General features: G+C 42.4%; 17 protein-coding genes. 10 read left to right on the top strand and 7 right to left on the bottom strand.

Going from position 1 to position 17,931, the window contains the following annotated elements:
- Nucleotides 1-26: 26 nt before the first annotated feature.
- The 7 genes from AC0KVP_RS08640 to AC0KVP_RS08610 form a co-directional block, all read right to left on the bottom strand.
- Nucleotides 27-455: a cation efflux protein, CzcI-like gene (locus tag AC0KVP_RS08640; RefSeq protein WP_473336025.1), complete on the bottom strand. Its 429-nt coding sequence runs from the start codon at nucleotides 453-455 to the stop codon at nucleotides 27-29.
- A 65-nt stretch (nucleotides 456-520) separates the two neighbouring features.
- Entirely contained in the window at nucleotides 521-1,429 is a 909-nt protein-coding gene (locus AC0KVP_RS08635) for a cation diffusion facilitator family transporter (RefSeq protein ID WP_004693172.1), read from the bottom strand.
- 130 nt (nucleotides 1,430-1,559) lie between these two features.
- Nucleotides 1,560-2,396 (bottom strand): SDR family NAD(P)-dependent oxidoreductase, encoded by an 837-nt coding sequence (locus AC0KVP_RS08630; protein WP_419271996.1) that lies wholly within the window; start codon nucleotides 2,394-2,396, stop codon nucleotides 1,560-1,562.
- A gap of 755 nt (nucleotides 2,397-3,151) precedes the next feature.
- The gene (locus AC0KVP_RS08625) at nucleotides 3,152-4,039 is read right to left on the bottom strand and encodes a DMT family transporter (protein ID WP_473336019.1); all 888 of its coding nucleotides are present in this window, start codon (nucleotides 4,037-4,039) and stop codon (nucleotides 3,152-3,154) included.
- Nucleotides 4,040-4,277: 238 nt separating this feature from the next.
- Nucleotides 4,278-5,555 carry a DcaP family trimeric outer membrane transporter gene (locus AC0KVP_RS08620; protein WP_473336017.1) on the bottom strand — a complete coding sequence of 426 codons (1,278 nt, stop codon included), beginning with the start codon at nucleotides 5,553-5,555 and terminating at the stop codon, nucleotides 4,278-4,280.
- A gap of 240 nt (nucleotides 5,556-5,795) precedes the next feature.
- Nucleotides 5,796-7,163 (bottom strand): aromatic acid/H+ symport family MFS transporter, encoded by a 1,368-nt coding sequence (locus tag AC0KVP_RS08615; protein ID WP_473336015.1) that lies wholly within the window; start codon nucleotides 7,161-7,163, stop codon nucleotides 5,796-5,798.
- Nucleotides 7,164-7,443: 280 nt separating this feature from the next.
- Nucleotides 7,444-8,358: a LysR family transcriptional regulator gene (locus AC0KVP_RS08610; RefSeq protein WP_005399482.1), complete on the bottom strand. Its 915-nt coding sequence runs from the start codon at nucleotides 8,356-8,358 to the stop codon at nucleotides 7,444-7,446.
- Nucleotides 8,359-8,473: 115 nt separating this feature from the next.
- Between AC0KVP_RS08610 and AC0KVP_RS08605 the strand changes: the two genes are divergently transcribed.
- The 10 genes from AC0KVP_RS08605 to AC0KVP_RS08560 all read left to right on the top strand — a co-directional run bounded on the left by AC0KVP_RS08605 (nucleotide 8,474) and on the right by AC0KVP_RS08560 (nucleotide 17,778).
- Nucleotides 8,474-9,583: a muconate/chloromuconate family cycloisomerase gene (locus AC0KVP_RS08605; RefSeq protein ID WP_473336012.1), complete on the top strand. Its 1,110-nt coding sequence runs from the start codon at nucleotides 8,474-8,476 to the stop codon at nucleotides 9,581-9,583.
- A 29-nt stretch (nucleotides 9,584-9,612) separates the two neighbouring features.
- Nucleotides 9,613-9,903, top strand: coding sequence for a muconolactone Delta-isomerase (gene catC / locus AC0KVP_RS08600; protein ID WP_005399484.1), 291 nt, complete (start codon nucleotides 9,613-9,615; stop codon nucleotides 9,901-9,903).
- Nucleotides 9,904-10,048: 145 nt separating this feature from the next.
- Nucleotides 10,049-10,969, top strand: a complete 921-nt coding sequence (gene catA / locus AC0KVP_RS08595; protein WP_473336009.1) for a catechol 1,2-dioxygenase — start codon at nucleotides 10,049-10,051, stop codon at nucleotides 10,967-10,969.
- 78 nt (nucleotides 10,970-11,047) lie between these two features.
- Nucleotides 11,048-12,445, top strand: coding sequence for a benzoate 1,2-dioxygenase large subunit (gene benA / locus AC0KVP_RS08590; RefSeq protein WP_110975457.1), 1,398 nt, complete (start codon nucleotides 11,048-11,050; stop codon nucleotides 12,443-12,445).
- Complete coding sequence (benB, locus tag AC0KVP_RS08585; RefSeq protein ID WP_010326678.1) at nucleotides 12,442-12,951, top strand: benzoate 1,2-dioxygenase small subunit; 510 nt, start codon at nucleotides 12,442-12,444, stop codon at nucleotides 12,949-12,951. Before benA ends, benB begins: the two co-directional genes overlap by 4 nt.
- 88 nt (nucleotides 12,952-13,039) lie before the next feature.
- The gene (gene benC, locus AC0KVP_RS08580) at nucleotides 13,040-14,056 is read left to right on the top strand and encodes a benzoate 1,2-dioxygenase electron transfer component BenC (RefSeq protein ID WP_473336006.1); all 1,017 of its coding nucleotides are present in this window, start codon (nucleotides 13,040-13,042) and stop codon (nucleotides 14,054-14,056) included.
- A 289-nt stretch (nucleotides 14,057-14,345) separates the two neighbouring features.
- Nucleotides 14,346-15,131, top strand: coding sequence for a benzoate diol dehydrogenase BenD (gene benD, locus AC0KVP_RS08575; protein WP_473336004.1), 786 nt, complete (start codon nucleotides 14,346-14,348; stop codon nucleotides 15,129-15,131).
- A gap of 54 nt (nucleotides 15,132-15,185) precedes the next feature.
- Nucleotides 15,186-16,406: a benzoate/H(+) symporter BenE gene (benE, locus tag AC0KVP_RS08570; RefSeq protein ID WP_473336002.1), complete on the top strand. Its 1,221-nt coding sequence runs from the start codon at nucleotides 15,186-15,188 to the stop codon at nucleotides 16,404-16,406.
- Between the two features lie 27 nt (nucleotides 16,407-16,433).
- Nucleotides 16,434-17,114, top strand: coding sequence for a 3-oxoacid CoA-transferase subunit A (locus AC0KVP_RS08565; RefSeq protein ID WP_473336000.1), 681 nt, complete (start codon nucleotides 16,434-16,436; stop codon nucleotides 17,112-17,114).
- Between the two features lie 13 nt (nucleotides 17,115-17,127).
- The gene (locus AC0KVP_RS08560; protein WP_473335998.1) at nucleotides 17,128-17,778 is read left to right on the top strand and encodes a 3-oxoacid CoA-transferase subunit B; all 651 of its coding nucleotides are present in this window, start codon (nucleotides 17,128-17,130) and stop codon (nucleotides 17,776-17,778) included.
- Nucleotides 17,779-17,931: the final 153 nt, after the last annotated feature.

Raw genomic sequence — 17,931 nt, 5'->3', positions numbered from 1 at the left:
GAAGAAGTGGTGGGAAATGTTTTAGGCTACCCCACCATTAGCGGGGAAAGTTCAGGAGGAGGATGTTGCCCCAATAAATCAGGGGCTTGATAGGCATTGTGCCAAAAAAACTGCGGACGCTCACGAACTTCAAACGCGAGCGGCATTTGATAGTTTATTTCTTTCGGAATAATCAAATGTGCCATTGAAGGCAAATGATCTTGATGGTCTTGATGGTCTTCACCCAATTCAAACTGATCATTTGCCGTTTGAGTATGGCTATCGGCACTGCTTTGCTGGTGTGCCTTATCATCAGACACACACAAGGTGGTTTGATGGTGGCCAAAATGAAAATTTTGTTGCGTCACGACTTGAGTTTTTTGTTCTTCATGGACGCAAAAAGCTGCCGCCACGTTCCAAAGACTTTGGAACATGAATAAAGCAACTAAGACGCTAAGCCACGTGGTAGAACGCATAATGTCGTACTGAAATAAAGTGACGCTATTGTAAAGCCTAGACTAAGTCTAAGGTCAAGTCTTTTTTAATGACTATGTTCATGTTGGTGTGGATGGCATTCATCTTCTTCAATCTGCAAAGTCACTTGCGTAATCCCATGCTCATGCCCCAATAACTCCACAGCTTGGTGGTATAAAGCTCTCTGATCTACATCAGGTGCAATCAAATGCGCTGTTAAATGCACATTCTTAGAGGTAATGGCCCAAACTTTAAGCTGGTGAATACCTTGTACACCCTCTAAAGCCAGCAAATCATTGCGTAAAGATTCGATATCAATTTCACTTGGTACACCTTCGAGCAAAATATTGATACTTTGTTTCAGTAGCACCCAAGTTCTAGGTAAGACCCAAAAGCCAATCAACACCGCAATAACGGTATCTACCCACATCCAACCTGTGAAATAAATCACCAGTGCGCCAATGATCACACCCACAGAGCCCAAGGCATCACTGAGCACTTCAAGATAAGCCCCTTTCACATTTAAGCTGTCTTGACTGCTCGACACCAAAATCTTCATTGAAATCAGGTTAATGATTAAACCCAGAACCGCAACAACCAACATACCCAAGCTTTGAATTTCAGGTGGCTGACTAAAACGCTGATAGGCTTCATATAAAATGTAAATGGCTACCACAAACAACATCATGGCATTAAACAAAGCTGCCAAGATTTCAAACCGTTGATAGCCAAAAGTACGTTTATCATCGGCAGGTTTTTGCCCAATTTTGATGGCTGCTAAAGCAATCGCTAAAGCAGCGGCATCGGTAAACATATGCGCTGCATCGGACAGTAAGGCCAAGCTTTGCGTGATAAATCCTGCGACCACTTCTACAATTAAGAAGGTAAACGTCAGGGCAAGTGCGATGGTTAATTTCTTGGCATTTTTTGCAGTCACTTCAACATGACTGTGATCATGGTTATGAGAACCACTCATGTAGGACTCCTTATCATTTTATTTAACGGAATGCTTTAGCATTGAAATCGAAGCTTTTTTTAATTTAAAAATTACTCGATTTAGTATACTCGGTTAAAACAATAAAATCATCTTTCATGTGAATACGTCTTTATTTACGGCGTTTTTTCCCTGTCAAAAAGCTCATGGCCTGCGTATAGCCTGTTGGTGTAATACGCTGTACCAGATCGATAATTTTGGCATCTGTTCCAATTAAGACACGGCGCTCGTCTTTTTTTACAGCCTTTAAAATGGCCTGTGCTGCTACATCTGGCGGGGTTTTAAGCATTTTATTGAAAGAACGGCTGGCACGCTCTGGGTTCATACCCAGCGCACGAATACTGTCACTCATTCGAGCACTATTGGCAATATTAGTACGTATACCACCAGGATGAACACAAGTTGAACTAACGCCACAGTCTTGTAAATCTAACTCTTGACGTAGTGCCTCGGTAAAACCACGGACAGCAAATTTTGTCGCATTATAGGCACTCTGAGTGGGTTGAGCCGTGAGTCCAAATAAGCTTGAAATATTCACAATATGCCCAGAGCCACTTTGTTTTAAGTAGGGTAAAAAAGCTTTGGTTCCATACACCACTCCCCAAAAGTTTATGTTGAAAATCCACTCGGCATCTTCATAGCTTAAGCCTTCAACAGTACTCGCTAACGCGACCCCTGCATTATTAAAAACTAAATTGACCTGTCCAAAGTCTTGCTGACACTGCTTTGCCCAATCCTCTACTGCCTTACGGTCTGAAACATCTAGTTTTGTGAGCGTGACTGAAATAGGATAATCTTTGACGTGGTTTAAGGTTTCCGCTAAACCTTGTTCATTGAGATCACTGAGTGCCAAATGTGTACCTTGCCTTGCCAGTTGAATCGCCAATTGCTGCCCAATGCCTGAACCTGCACCTGTGATCGCAGCCACTTTATTTTCAAAATTTTTCATAATACTCTCTAAATATCGTTTTAAACTTAAACGCCTGGTGAAGGTTCAAGTACTTTGTTCTACATAGACAAAGCCTATTTTAGTTAATGTACAAAAATTACAGTCATGAATGAAATGATCATTTCTAATGATTCAGTATGTATAAAATTCATGAGTGGTATTTTAAATATAAGATCATTTTTAATTTTCTTGTATTTTCAAGTGATAGGACTCTGAAAACAAGTTACTGATATCTACATAGTGTGTCACACAGGCTTTAGACTATAACAGCCCTAAGCAATTCTGCTTCATCTGTTATATTTTTTTAATCTTGTTTTTGTATCTGTTTCATCAGTCCTTTGCTTTGCATAATGTACTCATCACCTCAGTTGAGTGCAGTAACCATGAAAGATCTAGACTCAAAAAAACCAGCAAAATATGCAGATAGTTCAATTTCAGATAAAGCATTTAAAAACATGATTATCTGGTTCGCGATTTACTGTGGGCTTTTTTGTATAGGTGTGATTTTCTTTGTCGGTGCAGATCAAAACTACCTTCTTTAGTAAAAATCTGAAGCTTGTTGCACTGATATAGACATCTAAATTTTGGCCACAGAATTAAATCTCACGAGAAAAACACACTTTGGAGATTAAACCTAGACATGGGTTTAATCTCTATTTTTTTGAGTTGAATACTAGTAAAACGGCAGTTAAATTATGTTTTGAATGGTTAATGTCATTACAAGTGAATGACATAGGCTGTGTAAAGATCAGACTTCAAGCCCAAATCACTAAAAATGCAGCAATCACCACTAATACGATACCGAGATGTTCAGCACGTGCCAGTTTTTCTTTAAAGAAGTAGGCTGAAATCAACATACTAAAGATAATCTCAACCTGCCCCAAAGTTTTTACAATGGGCACGGACTGCATACTCATGGCACTAAACCAACCCAGTGACGCCAAAAAACTACAGAGGCTGACACGAAATGTAAGTCCAATACGTTGCCACATGGCCCATAATGTTGCGCGGCGAAATATACCCAAATACATTAAAAGTAAACAGCACTGTGTCGCAATCACCATTAAAAGCACCCAAGCTGCACGGTGAATAAACGGTAAATTATCTAGTTCTAAACTGGCCTCACGTACCAAGAGCGAGGTAATGGCAAAACATAAACCACTACCGATACCTATACATAAGGTTTGTACGGAAAAATCAGAAAAGTCCCGCCCTTTGGACATTAAAAATACTGCGAAGCCTCCGACAGCAACCCCTAACCAGCCTAAAAGGCTTAAATGATCAGATAAAAAGACTACAGCAATAATCGCAGCAAGTACTGCTTCACTTTTAGCAAGACCCACCCCAATCGCATAATTTTTTTGCTTAAAAAGCTGAACCATCAATGCTGTTGCTGCAATTTGGCTCAACGCCGCAATAAGCACATAGATAGCAAAACGGAGATTGAAATGGACGGACTCTGTCACAGGTTTGAAATGGTAAAGGCAACTGATGTAAATCAGTGCTAAAGGTAAAGCAAAGATGAACCGCGCTAGAGTCACTCCATAAACATCTACAGTAGTACTGAGTTGCTTTTGAAAAGCGTTGCGCCAAGCCTGCATGAAAGCGGCCATAAGCGTAAAAAGAATCCATGTTATTGTCATCAAGTACTCTATATACCGTTACTTACCTCACCTAATGTAACCCGTTGATGACAACACATGTGCTTTATTTTCATGACTTATTCTTATGTGATAAATAACTTAAGTTCTGATGAAACTTCTACTATTGCATTACATGTGCAACATCTTTTCAAAACTGAGTATCGAGTAAATTAAACGGCAATACATAGAAGCCGAAGGAGTTATCCTTCGGCTTCTATGTGAAATTTCACTTAAAGTATTAGAAGTTATAAATCGCAACCAAGTTCACACGGTTATCTTCACCTTTTTTACTACCATTTGCCGCAGGTGCAAACGCTTCACGCTCACCGTAGACATACTCTACGCCAAGGCTAACAGGCTGAACTGGGCTATAGAATAAATTACCCCATGCCTGCCATAAGTTTTTATTGATTTTGGTATCATCAGCTACAGCATCAAGGTAGTCCTGATTTTTATCAAAAGTCATATAACCATAAGCTAAAGTACCGCGTAATTTGTCATTAAACTTTTGTGTTAAACCGACAGTAATTGAGTCAAATTCATTTTGTTCAATACTTGTGCTTGTTGCAACTACACCAGGGTTTGTAAAGGATACAAAGCTGCTATCACCTTTGACATGGTAGTAGTCCGCTTTCACAGAAGTCACAGGGGTGATGTCAAATTTGGCACCAACACCTACGCCATACGCCCACTCTTCTTGATTTTGAATACGTTTTTCATGCGCCATTGCACGTCCACTGACTGAAAGGGCATCATTAAACTTATGATTCAGTCGTCCCGTAAATGCAGGCATACGTTGGCTCATGCTGGCATCTTTCGGGTCTTCCACTGCCGCGACTAAGTTGGTATTTGGCGTGAATTTATGGGTATAACGCACTTGAGGGGTACGTTTAATTGAAGCACCCACATAAGCCAAAGCATCAATCGTTTCAGGGATGTAGTCTGGAGTCGCAAAGTTTGACCACGTTTGACCAATTAGCCAGTTACCATAGTTTAAATACGCATGACGAATACGTAAATTATCAAGGTTTGCACCGCCTAAAAAGTCGACCTCAATTTTAGCATTTAAGTTCTGATCGGCGACTGGCGCTTTAAAGTCCAAACCTAATCGCGTTGCTGAAAGAGTTGATCTTAAACGATCGCTATTTTCAGCATTTCCTTCTAAAGGTACGCTATTGATTTGGTTATAGGGCATATCACGAGCACCACCTTCAGCCTGATACGATGCGTCCGCGCGAACATTACCGTATAAGTTGAACTCTGCCCCACCTTTGGTCAAACCTAACCCCGTTTTTTCAACCGTTTTTGGCGTCGTCAACACTTGACGTTCAACAGCGCTCAATTGAACAGCTTGCTGCTGTTGTTGCTGAGTATTCTGTTGAAGCATTTGTTTTAACGCATTAATTTCATTTCTAAGTTGTTCAATCTCTGCCGTCGTATTGCTTTGTGCATGTAATGCTGCACTACTTAACATGGATAAAGTGACAACTAAAACGTTCTTCTTAAATTGTTTCATTTAACACGGGTCCTGTGTATTTAAGTCTGTCCTGACTTTTACTCTTTAATATTTAGCTCTCTTTTTCATCGCTGTTTTCTAACGCAATGCATTTTTTTTAATACTTTAAAATGAAACTTTTTATCGCATTAAAAATCGCGTTAAAAAACAACTTATAAAAAGCAAATTGATTTTAACAGTTCATACAGTTTTTGAAATGAGCCTACTACTAATGCACTAGACTCATGGGTTCACTATTATTTAATTCGCTGTCGATTTAACCGCATCAAACACTTGTTTTGATTTGGTTTTTTCACCATCCACGGATACTTTTAAGTTGACCATAAACACTGCCAAAGCTGCAATCACACCAGGTATCGCAATCACGAGAAAATTCATTTGATGTGGCAACTCAAAAGTTAACAATGCACCTGTCAGTACAGGCCCAACAATTGCGCCAATGCGTCCAATGCCTGAAGCCCAGCCCATACCTGTAGAGCGCACAGCAGTTGGATAGAACTGTGCGACAAAGGTATACAGTAGAATTTGTGAACCAATAGTTGCTGCGCCTGCAATCGCAATTAAACCGTACAGCACCATTTGTGGACTGTTGAAACCGAGTAGAATCAGTGCAATTGCGCCCAAGGTGAACATCGTCGTTAAAACTGGTTTTAAGTGGAAACGGTCTGCGAGCGCACCACCGCCAATCGCTCCAACCATACCGCCAATATTTAAAGCAAATAAGAAAATCATACTTGCACCAAGCGAATAGCCCGCTTGAATCATTAGTTTTGGTAGCCAGCTTCCAAGCGCATAGACCATGAGTAAGCACATAAAGAATGCCACCCAAAACATCATGGTGCTAAAGGTACGACCTTGTTGGAACAATGCCTTTAATGGAGCGTCATCACCAGCAACAGGTTCGTTGAGCTTAAATGTCGTGTCAGGCTGAATCGCTTGCTCAGGTGCAATTTTTTGCACAATTTCACGGACTTTTTCAGTTTCACCCTTTTTAGTCAGGAACATTAAAGACTCAGGTAAAAACTTCCAAAGAATCGGCAAAGCCAAAAATGGAATGATGGCGATATAGAACATGATTTTCCAACCATAGTCTGTTACCAACCATGCACCCAATAAAGCTGATGTCATGCCACCAATAGCATAACCACTGAACATAACCGCAACGAGTGTGCTACGAATACGCTTCGGAGCATATTCAGTCATGAGTGCGACCACGTTTGGCATCACTCCTCCAATGCCAAGTCCCGCAAGAAAACGTAAAATACCAAACTCGATAGGATTGCTTGCAAATGCGCCTAAAAAGGTGAAGCCACTAAAAATAGCCACACAAATCATAATGGTCTTTTTACGGCCTAATTTGTCGGACAACGTACCAAAGCTCATCGCACCGAACATCATGCCAAACAATGCTGTACTCGCAAGTAAGCCTGCTTGTACTGCACTGAGTCCCCACTCTTGCATCAGAAGTGGCAATGCCACGCCATAGATGACTAAATCATAACCGTCAAAAATAATAATCAGTAGACACCAAATGAGTACACTCCAATGAAAGGGCGTAAATTTGGCTTCATCGACCACCGTGTTGATGTTAACTGGATTTGTATTCACTTTAAGCCTCCTGCTTGCGAATGTTTGTTGCTGTGCACATTGCAGCAAAAGTAGCTTTCTTGTCCAAAACCGAATAACTCTATATTTATACCTTTAAGGTCGGTTAAGGTTTTTATTGTTTTAAATAAATAGCTTATATAACCAATGATTGCAGCGAGAGACAAAAAATAAGCAAAACCAAGCGAAAATGACTATAAAAAAAGCCATCCCCAAGGATGGCTGAAATGGCTCGTTTTAAAGTGTAGACGTTAAAAGTATCGTGGAATTTAAATCCCCAAGTTTAGATAAATGCGCGGTCATATTTGATCGCTTCAAGGTCATAGACCTGATAAATACAATCAAATAATGAACGAATATCTTCGCTTTCATCCATGGAACGAATCGCCAGAAAAATGGGGCTAGTCGCTGCATCATCTAAGATTGGAATATAGTTCAAATGCGGCAGTTGAATAGTTCGTGCACTTTCTGGAACCACACAAATTCCTTCTCCAGCGGCAACTAACCCCAGTGCCAACTGTATTTCACGAACTTCTTTTAAATGTTTGGGTTCCAGTCCATATTCTGAAAACAGCCCTTGGACTTGAGTAGAAAAGTTTGGCTTGGGATGACTTGGATAAAGAAATAAGTTCTGATCGACCAAGTCCGACAGGTACACACCTTGTTTTTGCGCTGTCAAAGGATGACTAGAATGTGCCGCCAACATCAACGGCTCTTCACGCAGTAAAACCCGACGCACAGCAGGATCTGAAATACGTAAGCGTCCAAAACCAACATCAATCCGCCCTTCTTTTAAGGCCTGAATTTGGTCTTTGGTACTCATTTCAATCAATTCTATTTTTAAATGTGGCTGCTGTTGGCGAAATAAATACACAATTTTAGGCAATAATCCATATAACAACGATCCCACAAAGCCCATGGTCACCGTTTTTTCAACCAAGCCTACACGCTGTGTCATGGCTTTGACTTCTTCGGCATTAGACAAAAGTTTAACCGCGTGCTGATAGAAGAACTGCCCTGCTTCTGTGGTCTTGAGTGGACGGCTGCCACGTTCAAATAATTGTACCCCCAATTCAGCCTCTAGATTTTGTATCTGGCGGCTTAAAGGAGGCTGCGCAATGAATAATTTTTCAGCAGCTTTGGTAAAACTCTGCTCTTCTACAACAGCTACGTAGTAGCGGAGGTGTCTCAATTCCATGACTATTTATACCTTTAAGATATATTAAAATGCTAATTTGATCTTCGACAGTTCATATTTATTCTTTTAAGGTATATCACATCAGGTACACAACGCAAGGCTGCGCAGAGTTAAGATGTATAAATCTATAGAAACCTTACTCGTCGAAATCCCCACTATTCGCCCACACAAAATGGCGGTAGCGACTATGCAAACGCAAACGCTTGTCTTGGTGAAAATCAGCACTGAAGATGGCTTTGTCGGTTGGGGTGAAGCGACAACGATTGGTGGACTTGGCTACGGTGAAGAAAGTCCAGAAAGCATTAAGACCAATATTGAAACTTATTTTGCACCTTTATTGAAATCCCTTAAAGCTCCAAACATCGCACAAACCATGCGTGCTTTGAAAAAGAGCATTAATGGTAACCGTTTTGCCAAATGCGCAATTCAAACCGCCCTGCTAGATATCCAAGCACAACGTTTAGATTTACCCCTGTCTGAAGTATTGGGCGGGCGTTTGCGTGACAGCTTATCTGTGCTCTGGGTATTGGCATCTGGTGATACTGAAAAAGATATTGCTGAAGCTCAAAAAATGATTGAGGCAAAACGCCACAATATTTTCAAACTTAAAATTGGTTCACGCCGTGTAGAAGAAGATGTTGAACATGTTCTTGCGATTAAACAAGCACTGGGTTCAGACATTTCCATCCGTGTTGATGTGAACCGTGCCTGGTCTGAGCTAGATGCGATTAAAGGTATTCAACTGCTACAAAATGGTGGCGTTGACCTGATTGAACAACCCTGTGCAATCGACAACATTGATGCGATGCAGCGTTTAACACGACGTTTTGATCTTGCCATCATGGCAGATGAATCGCTCATGGGACCAAGCTCAGCCTACCGTTTAGCCAAAACCAATGCGGCCTCTGTTTTTGCAGTGAAAGTGGCTCAGTCTGGTGGACTAATCGAAGGTCATGAAGTCGCGAAGATTGCCAACTTAGCAGGCATTGATTTATATGGCGGAACCATGCTTGAAGGTGCAGTCGGCACGATTGCTTCGGCACATTTGTTCTCGACCTTTGAAAATTTAGCTTATGGCACCGAGCTATTCGGCCCACTGCTGTTAACCCAAGAAATTTTAAAAACCCCACTTCAATACACTAACTTCGCTTTGCATCTACCTCAAGGCAAAGGACTCGGTATTGAACTGGATGAAAACAAGATTGATCAGCTGCGCCGCGCTTAAGCGACGTCTTAACCGTTTAGGAGTTATACATGCTTTTTCACGTACGTATGGATGTAAACATTCCACTGGATATGCCTGCTGAAACTGCCAGTGAAATTAAAGCAGTCGAAAAAGCATATTCGCAAGAGCTACAAGCTCAAGGCAAATGGCGACATATTTGGCGTATTACAGGTCAGTACTCAAACATCAGTATTTTTGATGTAGACAGCAATGAAGAGCTACACAACATTTTGCAAGGTTTACCCCTGTACCCGTATATGAACATTGAAGTGATGCCTTTAAACCGACATCCATCGTCTATTCGCGAAGATGATCGTTAATTGAAAAAAGATTTTATGCAATTTAATCACTGGAACCTAATGAATGATCTAGTGAAAGAAATTAACAAGGAACGTGGCAGCTAAGCTTTTAAATCGATCCATAAAGCTAGCCACCACACAGCAAACATACTTAAGGAGCAATAGTATGAATCGTCAACAGATTGATGCATTAATCAAAACAATGAATGTGGATACAGCAACAGGTTCTGTAGACGCGCGTACTCAACAAATTGTGGTTCGCCTATTGGGTGACTTATTCCAAGCGATTGAAGACTTAGATTTGAGCCAAACTGAAGTTTGGAAAGGTCTTGAATACTTTACCGATGCAGGCCAAGCCAACGAACTTGGTTTACTTGCGGCAGGGCTGGGTCTTGAGCACTACCTCGATTTACGTGCAGATGAAGCCGATGCCAAAGCAGGCATTACAGGCGGAACGCCACGTACCATCGAGGGTCCTTTATACGTAGCTGGCGCACCTGAATCGGTTGGTTTTGCGCGTATGGACGATGGTTCTGAAGAAGGCAAAATTCCGACTCTGATTATTGAAGGGACAGTAACTGACACTGATGGTCAGATTATTGAAGGTGCAAAAGTTGAAGTGTGGCATGCCAATAGCTTAGGCAACTACTCTTTCTTCGATAAGTCACAATCAGACTTCAATCTACGTCGTTCAATCATGAGTGACCAAGATGGTAAATACGTTGCTCTCACTACGATGCCTGTCGGTTATGGTTGCCCACCAGAAGGGACAACTCAATTTGTTTTGAACAAGCTAGGTCGTCATGGCAACCGCCCTTCACATGTACATTATTTTGTCTCTGCGCCTGGCTACCGTAAGTTAACCACCCAATTTAACATTGAAGGTGACCAATACCTGTGGGATGACTTTGCATTTGCAACACGTGAAGGCTTAGTGGCTACCGCTGTCGACATTACCGATGAAGCCGAAATCGCACGCCGTGGTTTAAGTGGTCCATTCAAACACATTCAATTCAATGTTGAACTGGTGAAAGACCAAGCGGCTGCACCATCAACTGAAGTTGAGCGTCGTCGCGCTAGCGCTTAATTACCCTTGGAACCGAAATAGCCACTGCAAAGTCGCATTTCGGGGACTTCCTCACTTTTGGAAAGTCGGAGAACGGACATGCCACGTATCCCAGTTATTAATACTAGCCATCTCGATCGTATCGATGAATTACTTGTCGACAACTTTGAAACAGGCGAATTCAAACTTCATCGTTCAGTGTTTACTGATCAAGCCCTTTTTGACCTAGAAATGAAGTATATCTTCGAGGGTAACTGGGTTTACTTGGCACATGAAAGCCAAATTCCAAATAACAATGACTATTACACGACGTATATTGGCCGTCAGCCTATTCTGATTGCACGTAACCGTAATGGTGAACTCAATGCCATGATCAATGCCTGTTCACACCGTGGTGCACAGCTTTGTCGTAATAAACGTGGCAATAAAGCAACCTATACATGCCCTTTCCACGGTTGGACATTTAACAACTCTGGCAAACTTTTAAAAGTGAAAGATCCAGCAGATGCAGGTTATTCAGACTGTTTTAACCATGAAGGTTCACATGATCTGAAAAAAGTTGCACGTTTCGGCAACTATAAAGGTTTCTTGTTTGGTAGCTTAAATCCGGATGTTCCCTCTTTAGAAGAGTACTTAGGCGAAACCAGCAAAATCATTGACATGATTGTGGATCAGTCTGAACAAGGTCTTGAAGTTTTACGTGGCGCATCTACCTACACTTATGAAGGCAACTGGAAACTCACTGCAGAAAATGGCGCAGATGGTTATCACGTTTCTGCGGTGCACTGGAACTATGCAGCGACCACTCAACAACGTAAAGAAAAACAAGCGGGTGACAACATCCGTGCCATGAGCGCAGGCGCTTGGGGTAAACAAGGCGGTGGTTCATACGGTTTTGACAATGGTCACATGCTGCTTTGGACACAATGGGCGAACCCAGAAGACCGTCCAAACTTCCCGAAAGCCGACGAATATTCTGAAAAATTTGGCGAAGCAATGTCGAAGTGGATGATTGAGCGCTCACGTAACCTTTGTCTTTATCCAAACGTCTATTTGATGGATCAGTTCGGTTCACAAATTCGTGTACTGCGCCCGATTTCAGTCAATAAAACCGAAGTCACCATTTACTGTATCGCGCCTGTAGGTGAAGACACAGAAGCACGTACGCGCCGTATTCGCCAGTACGAAGACTTCTTCAATGCCTCAGGTATGGCAACACCAGATGATTTAGAAGAATTCCGTGCATGTCAAGCGGGCTACGCAGGCATTGAACTGGAATGGAATGATATGTGCCGCGGTTCAAAACATTGGATTCATGGCCCAGATGATGCTGCTAATGAAATTGGTCTAAAACCAAAACTTTCAGGTGTAAAAACTGAAGATGAAGGCCTCTACCTTGCACAGCACCAACACTGGTTAGACATGATGAAAATTGCAATTGCCAATGAAAAGGCACTGGCTGTTGAAACTGCAAATGAACAAGGAGAAGTGGCATGAATGCTCCTACAACACTCAATACCGTTAGTATCGAACAAGTGAGTCAGTTTCTATATCAAGAAGCGCGCTTTTTAGATGATGAGCAATGGGACGATTGGCTTGCATGTTATGCCCCTTCAGCATCGTTTTGGATGCCTGCATGGGATGACGACGATACCCTGACTACGGATCCGCAGTCTGAAATTTCACTGATTTACTACCCAGACCGCCAAGGTTTAGAAGACCGTGTGTTCCGCATTAAAACTGAACGCTCTTCTGCGACCATGCCAGACACACGTACTTGTCACAATGTGAACAATATCGAAGTGATTGAGCGTGATGGCGATAAAGTTACTGTCCGTTTTAACTGGAATACGCTGAGCTTCCGCTACAAAACCAGTTATAGCTACTTTGGTATGTCGCGTTATGAAATCGACTTTTCAGGTGAAAAACCACAAATTCTAAGTAAATATGTGGTACTGAAAAACGATTATATCAACCAAGTGATTGATGTTTATCACCTCTAAGTTAGCCACACATCCTTAGTATGCTTTCAGCCAAATGGAGTTTTGGCTGAAAGTTCCAAGTTTCAACGTTTTTAAAGGATATTCAGCCATGTCAAACCACAATGTTGCACTTCAATTTGAAGATGGCGTAACACGTTTTATTACAGTGACTCAAGGTGAGTCTTTATCAGATGCCGCTTACCGCCAAAAAATTAACATTCCGCTAGACTGCCGTGATGGTGCATGTGGGACTTGCCGCGCTTTTTGCGAATCTGGTAGTTATGACATGCCTGAAGAGACGTATATTGAAGATGCATTAACTCCAGAAGAAGCGGAACAAGGCTATATTTTAGCGTGTCAGTGCCGTCCAAGCTCGGATGCCGTATTCCAAATTCAAGCTTCATCTGAAGTCTGCAAAACCGAAATTCATCAGTATCAAGGCACTTTAGTCGCTGTTGAAAACTTATCAGAATCAACTATTACTTTTGATATTCAGTTGGATGAAGGTCAACCCGATATTCACTTCCTTGCTGGTCAATATGTCAACGTCGGAATTCCAGAGACAGCAGAAACTCGCTCCTATTCATTTAGCTCAAAACCGGGCAACCGTTTAACGGGCTTTGTGGTCCGTAATGTGCCGAATGGCAAAATGAGTAGCTTTTTAAGTGGTGCTGCCAAAGCGGGCGACAAAATGACTTTTACTGGCCCATTTGGTAGCTTTTACCTGCGTAATGTGGTTCGTCCTGTTGTCATGCTTGCAGGCGGTACAGGTATTGCCCCTTTTATGTCTATGCTACAGATTTTAGAAGAAAAAGGCGCTGAACACCCTGTTCGTTTGGTGTTTGGTGTTACCAATGATTTTGATTTAGTGGCTTTAGAACAACTGGATGCACTTCAAGCTAAACTTCCATGGTTTGAATATCGTACAGTGGTTGCAAGCCCAGACTCTGCACATGAGCGTAAAGGTTATGTGACAGGTCATATCGACAATGAATGGCTTAATGGTGGTGATGTTGATGTCTACCTTTGTGGTCCTGTCCCTATGGTTGATGCTGTTCGTGGTTGGTTAGATAGCGAAGGCGTAAAACCTGCGAACTTCCTGTTTGAAAAATTCTCTGCAAACTAATAGATAGCCCAATATTTAAGTCATAGAAAAAATGATACGCGAAAATGTCATTCGCAAGTGTTCGAGGCAGGACAACTTGGTAAAAAGCCTTTTCTGTGAGAAAGATATCAAGTAATCGGTTTCTGACGAGTTTTGCGAATGACAATGGTTTTGCTTACTTTTCCCAAAAGAAAAGTAAGTCCAACCGAAGGTTAATCCGGTAAGTGATGTTCAGATGTTAAGACTCCGGCGTGCCAAATTTATAAATTTAAAACTTCATCTTTATATTTGATGATGAGCGAGATCAAAAATGGCGTCGAATCAAAGATTTTTAAACAAAGTAGTGATTGTGACTGGTGCCGCTCAAGGCATCGGTCGTGGGGTTGCACTCCAAGTGGCTGATGAAGGCGCACAAGTTGTCTTAGCCGACTTATCTGACTATGTCGATGAAACATTAGCAGAAATTGAAGCGCATCAAGGCGATGCAATAACAGTCAAAGCTAACCTTGAAACCTTCGCAGGTGCTCAAAGTGTTGTAGACAAGGCACTTGAAGTCTATGGCCGTGTCGATGTGCTCATCAACAACGTCGGCGGTGCAATTTGGATGAAACCTTTTCAAGAGTTTTCTGAAGAAGAAATCATCAAAGAAGTGAATCGCTCATTATTCCCAACGCTGTGGTGTTGTCGTGCTGTTTTACCTGAAATGATTAAAAATCAGAAAGGTACGATTGTAAATGTGTCTTCTATTGCGACTCGTGGTATTAACCGTGTGCCCTATTCGGCTTCCAAAGGTGGGGTAAATGCCCTTACTGCATCATTGGCTTTTGAGCATGCCAAAGATGGGATCCGGGTGAATGCAGTTGCGACAGGTGGAACCGAAGCGCCACCACGCAAAGTGCCACGTAATGCAAATCCACTGTCTGAAAATGAAAAAGCGTGGATGCAACAAGTGGTCGATCAAACCATTGAGCGTAGTTTTATGAACCGTTATGGCACGATTCAGGAACAAGTGAATGCGATTGTATTCCTTGCTTCAGATGATTCGTCATATATGACAGGTACAGTTGTTCCTGTCGGCGGTGGCGATCAAGGCTAATTGATCGTTACATTACTTTTATATACAGGATCATGTCTGCATGGAGGCAAATGAATGGCTACCCTGTTTAAAACTTTGAAAGAAGATTGGTCTATTTCAGCCACTGTCGCAGGATTTTTGGCGGTGCTGATTTCCTATTCAGGACCACTCATTATCTTCTTTCAGGCTGCGCAACAAGCTCAGGTTTCCCCGACCATGATGATTTCGTGGATTTGGGGTATTTCTATTGGGGCAGCAGTGGCAGGAATCTTTCTTTCCATTAAGTTCAAAGTCCCTGTGATTACAGCATGGTCTGCACCAGGTACGGCTTTATTGGTCACCCTGTTCCCGAATATTAGTCTGAATGAAGCTGTAGCCGCTTATATCACCTCAGCTGTGGTGATTTTTCTGATCGGGATCAGTGGTTACTTCGATAAATTATTGAAATGGATTCCGCAGTCGGTAGCCGCAGGGATGATGGCAGGTATTCTATTTCAGTTTGGGTTAGGTCTTTTTAGTGCAACGGACAGTATGCCGATTATTGTGTTTAGCATGCTGTTTGTCTTTTTAGTCGCAAAACGAATTTCACCGCGCTATAGCATGCTTTGGGTACTGCTTTCAGGTGTAGCCTTGAGCTTTGGGCTTGGTGAAATGAATGCAGTGAGTTTAGATGTCCAACTTGCTGTTCCTCAGTTCATCAGCCCTGAATGGACTTGGCACTCCACCTTAAACCTTGCCCTGCCTTTGATTTTAGTCAGTCTAACGGGACAGTTTTTACCGGGCATGGCTATCATGAAACTGAGTGGTTATGACATGCCTGCCAAGCCGATTATCACCACCACCAGTATTGCGTCTTTAGCTGTTGCATGTGTGGGCGGTATCACCATTGTTTTGGCGTCGATTACGGCTGCACTGTGTATGGGCAAAGATGCGCATGAGTTAAAAGAAAAACGTTATATCGCAGGCGTTGCTAACGGTATTTTCTATATTTTAGGTGGTTTGTTTGCAGGCAGTATCGTTCTGCTCTTCAGCTTGCTGCCAAAAGAGCTTGTTGCCGCTTTAGCTGGCTTGGCTTTATTGGGTGCGATTTCAACCAATATCGCTGTAGCCATGAAAGATGAATCTCAACGAGATTCCGCACTCATTACCTTCTTAGCCACGGCTTCAGGTATGCACTTTTTAGGTCTAAGTTCCGTTTTTTGGGGTATCGTAATTGGTTTAACTGCGCATCTGATTTTAACCAAACGCAGCCCTGACGTTTCAGCTTTAGCTTCAACTCCAAGTTCCAAAAGTTAATAGGTACGCTGTGCCTAGGACAATATTATGATTGATAAAAGTTCAGCTTCTTTAACAGAAGCACTTTCGCAAATAAAGGATGGCTCAACCATCATGATAGGTGGTTTTGGTACCGCAGGACAGCCTGCTGAACTGATCGATGGCTTAATTCAACTTGGCATCAAAGACCTCACCATCGTCAGCAACAATGCAGGCAATGGCGACTATGGTTTAGCCAAGCTGCTGAAAGCAGGTGCCGTGAAAAAAGTCATCTGTTCGTTTCCGCGTCAGTCCGACTCTTGGGTCTTCGATGAACTCTATCGTGCAGGCAAAATCGAATTGGAATTGGTGCCTCAAGGCAATTTGGCTTGTCGTATTCAAGCAGCAGGTATGGGACTTGGTGCAGTTTTCACCCCCACTGGTTACGGTACCTTATTGGCTGAAGGCAAAGAAACCCGTCACATCGACGGTAAAGATTATGTACTGGAATATCCAATCAAAGCTGACTTTGCTTTGATTAAAGCCCAGCAAGGCGACCGTTGGGGTAACTTGGTTTACCGTAAATCTGCACGTAACTTCGGCCCGATTATGGCGATGGCCGCAGGTGTAACCATTGCCCAAGTGTCTGAAGTGGTGGACTTAGGGGCTTTAGACCCTGAACACATCATCACCGCAGGTATTTTTGTTCAACACGTGGTGCAGGTTCAACCTGAACCTATTGCTGTGTAATCGGGAGAACATCATGAGCTATCAAAAACTCAGCCGTAACCAAATTGCAGAACGTGTCGCACAAGATATTCCAGATGGTGCTTATGTGAATCTTGGGATTGGCTTACCAACTAAAATTGCCAGCTACCTGCCTTCAGACAAAGACGTGTTCTTACATTCTGAAAATGGTTTATTGGCTTTTGGTCCACCGCCTGAAAAAGGTCAGGAAGATCCTGAGTTGATCAATGCGGGTAAAGAATATGTGACCATGCTGCAAGGTGGCAGCTTTTTCCATCATGGGGACTCTTTTGCCATGATGCGTGGCGGTCACTTAGATATTGCGGTTCTTGGTGCGTTCCAGATTGCAGCCAATGGTGACTTAGCCAACTGGCATACTGGCGCACCCGATGCGATTCCTGCTGTCGGTGGTGCGATGGACTTAGCTGTTGGTGCCAAGAAAGTCTTTATCACCACTGACCATACCACGAAACAAGGTGAACCAAAGATCGTGGCTGAACTGAGCTATCCCGCGACAGGTTTGAAATGTGTGGATCGTATTTACACCGACCTGTGTGTGATTGATGTCACTGCAGAGGGTTTAAAAGTGATTGAAAAAGTCGACGGCTTAAGCTTTGCAGAATTGCAGGCGATGACGGGTGCTCCGTTGGTGGATGCGACACAGTAAATTTCAGAAAAATTTGCTAGAGCTTATAGTCATCAACAACCTGTCGAGTGCTTTAAAAGTATTGTTTTTGCAACAGCAGTGGATAATTGCTGTGAGTGAACAGGTTTTGTTGATGACAAAGTTTTTGGTCACTTTTTTAAAAAAGTGACGAGA

Source organism: Acinetobacter sp. DL27 (genome assembly GCF_055810995.1).
This window is presented reverse-complemented; position numbering and strand designations above follow the sequence as displayed.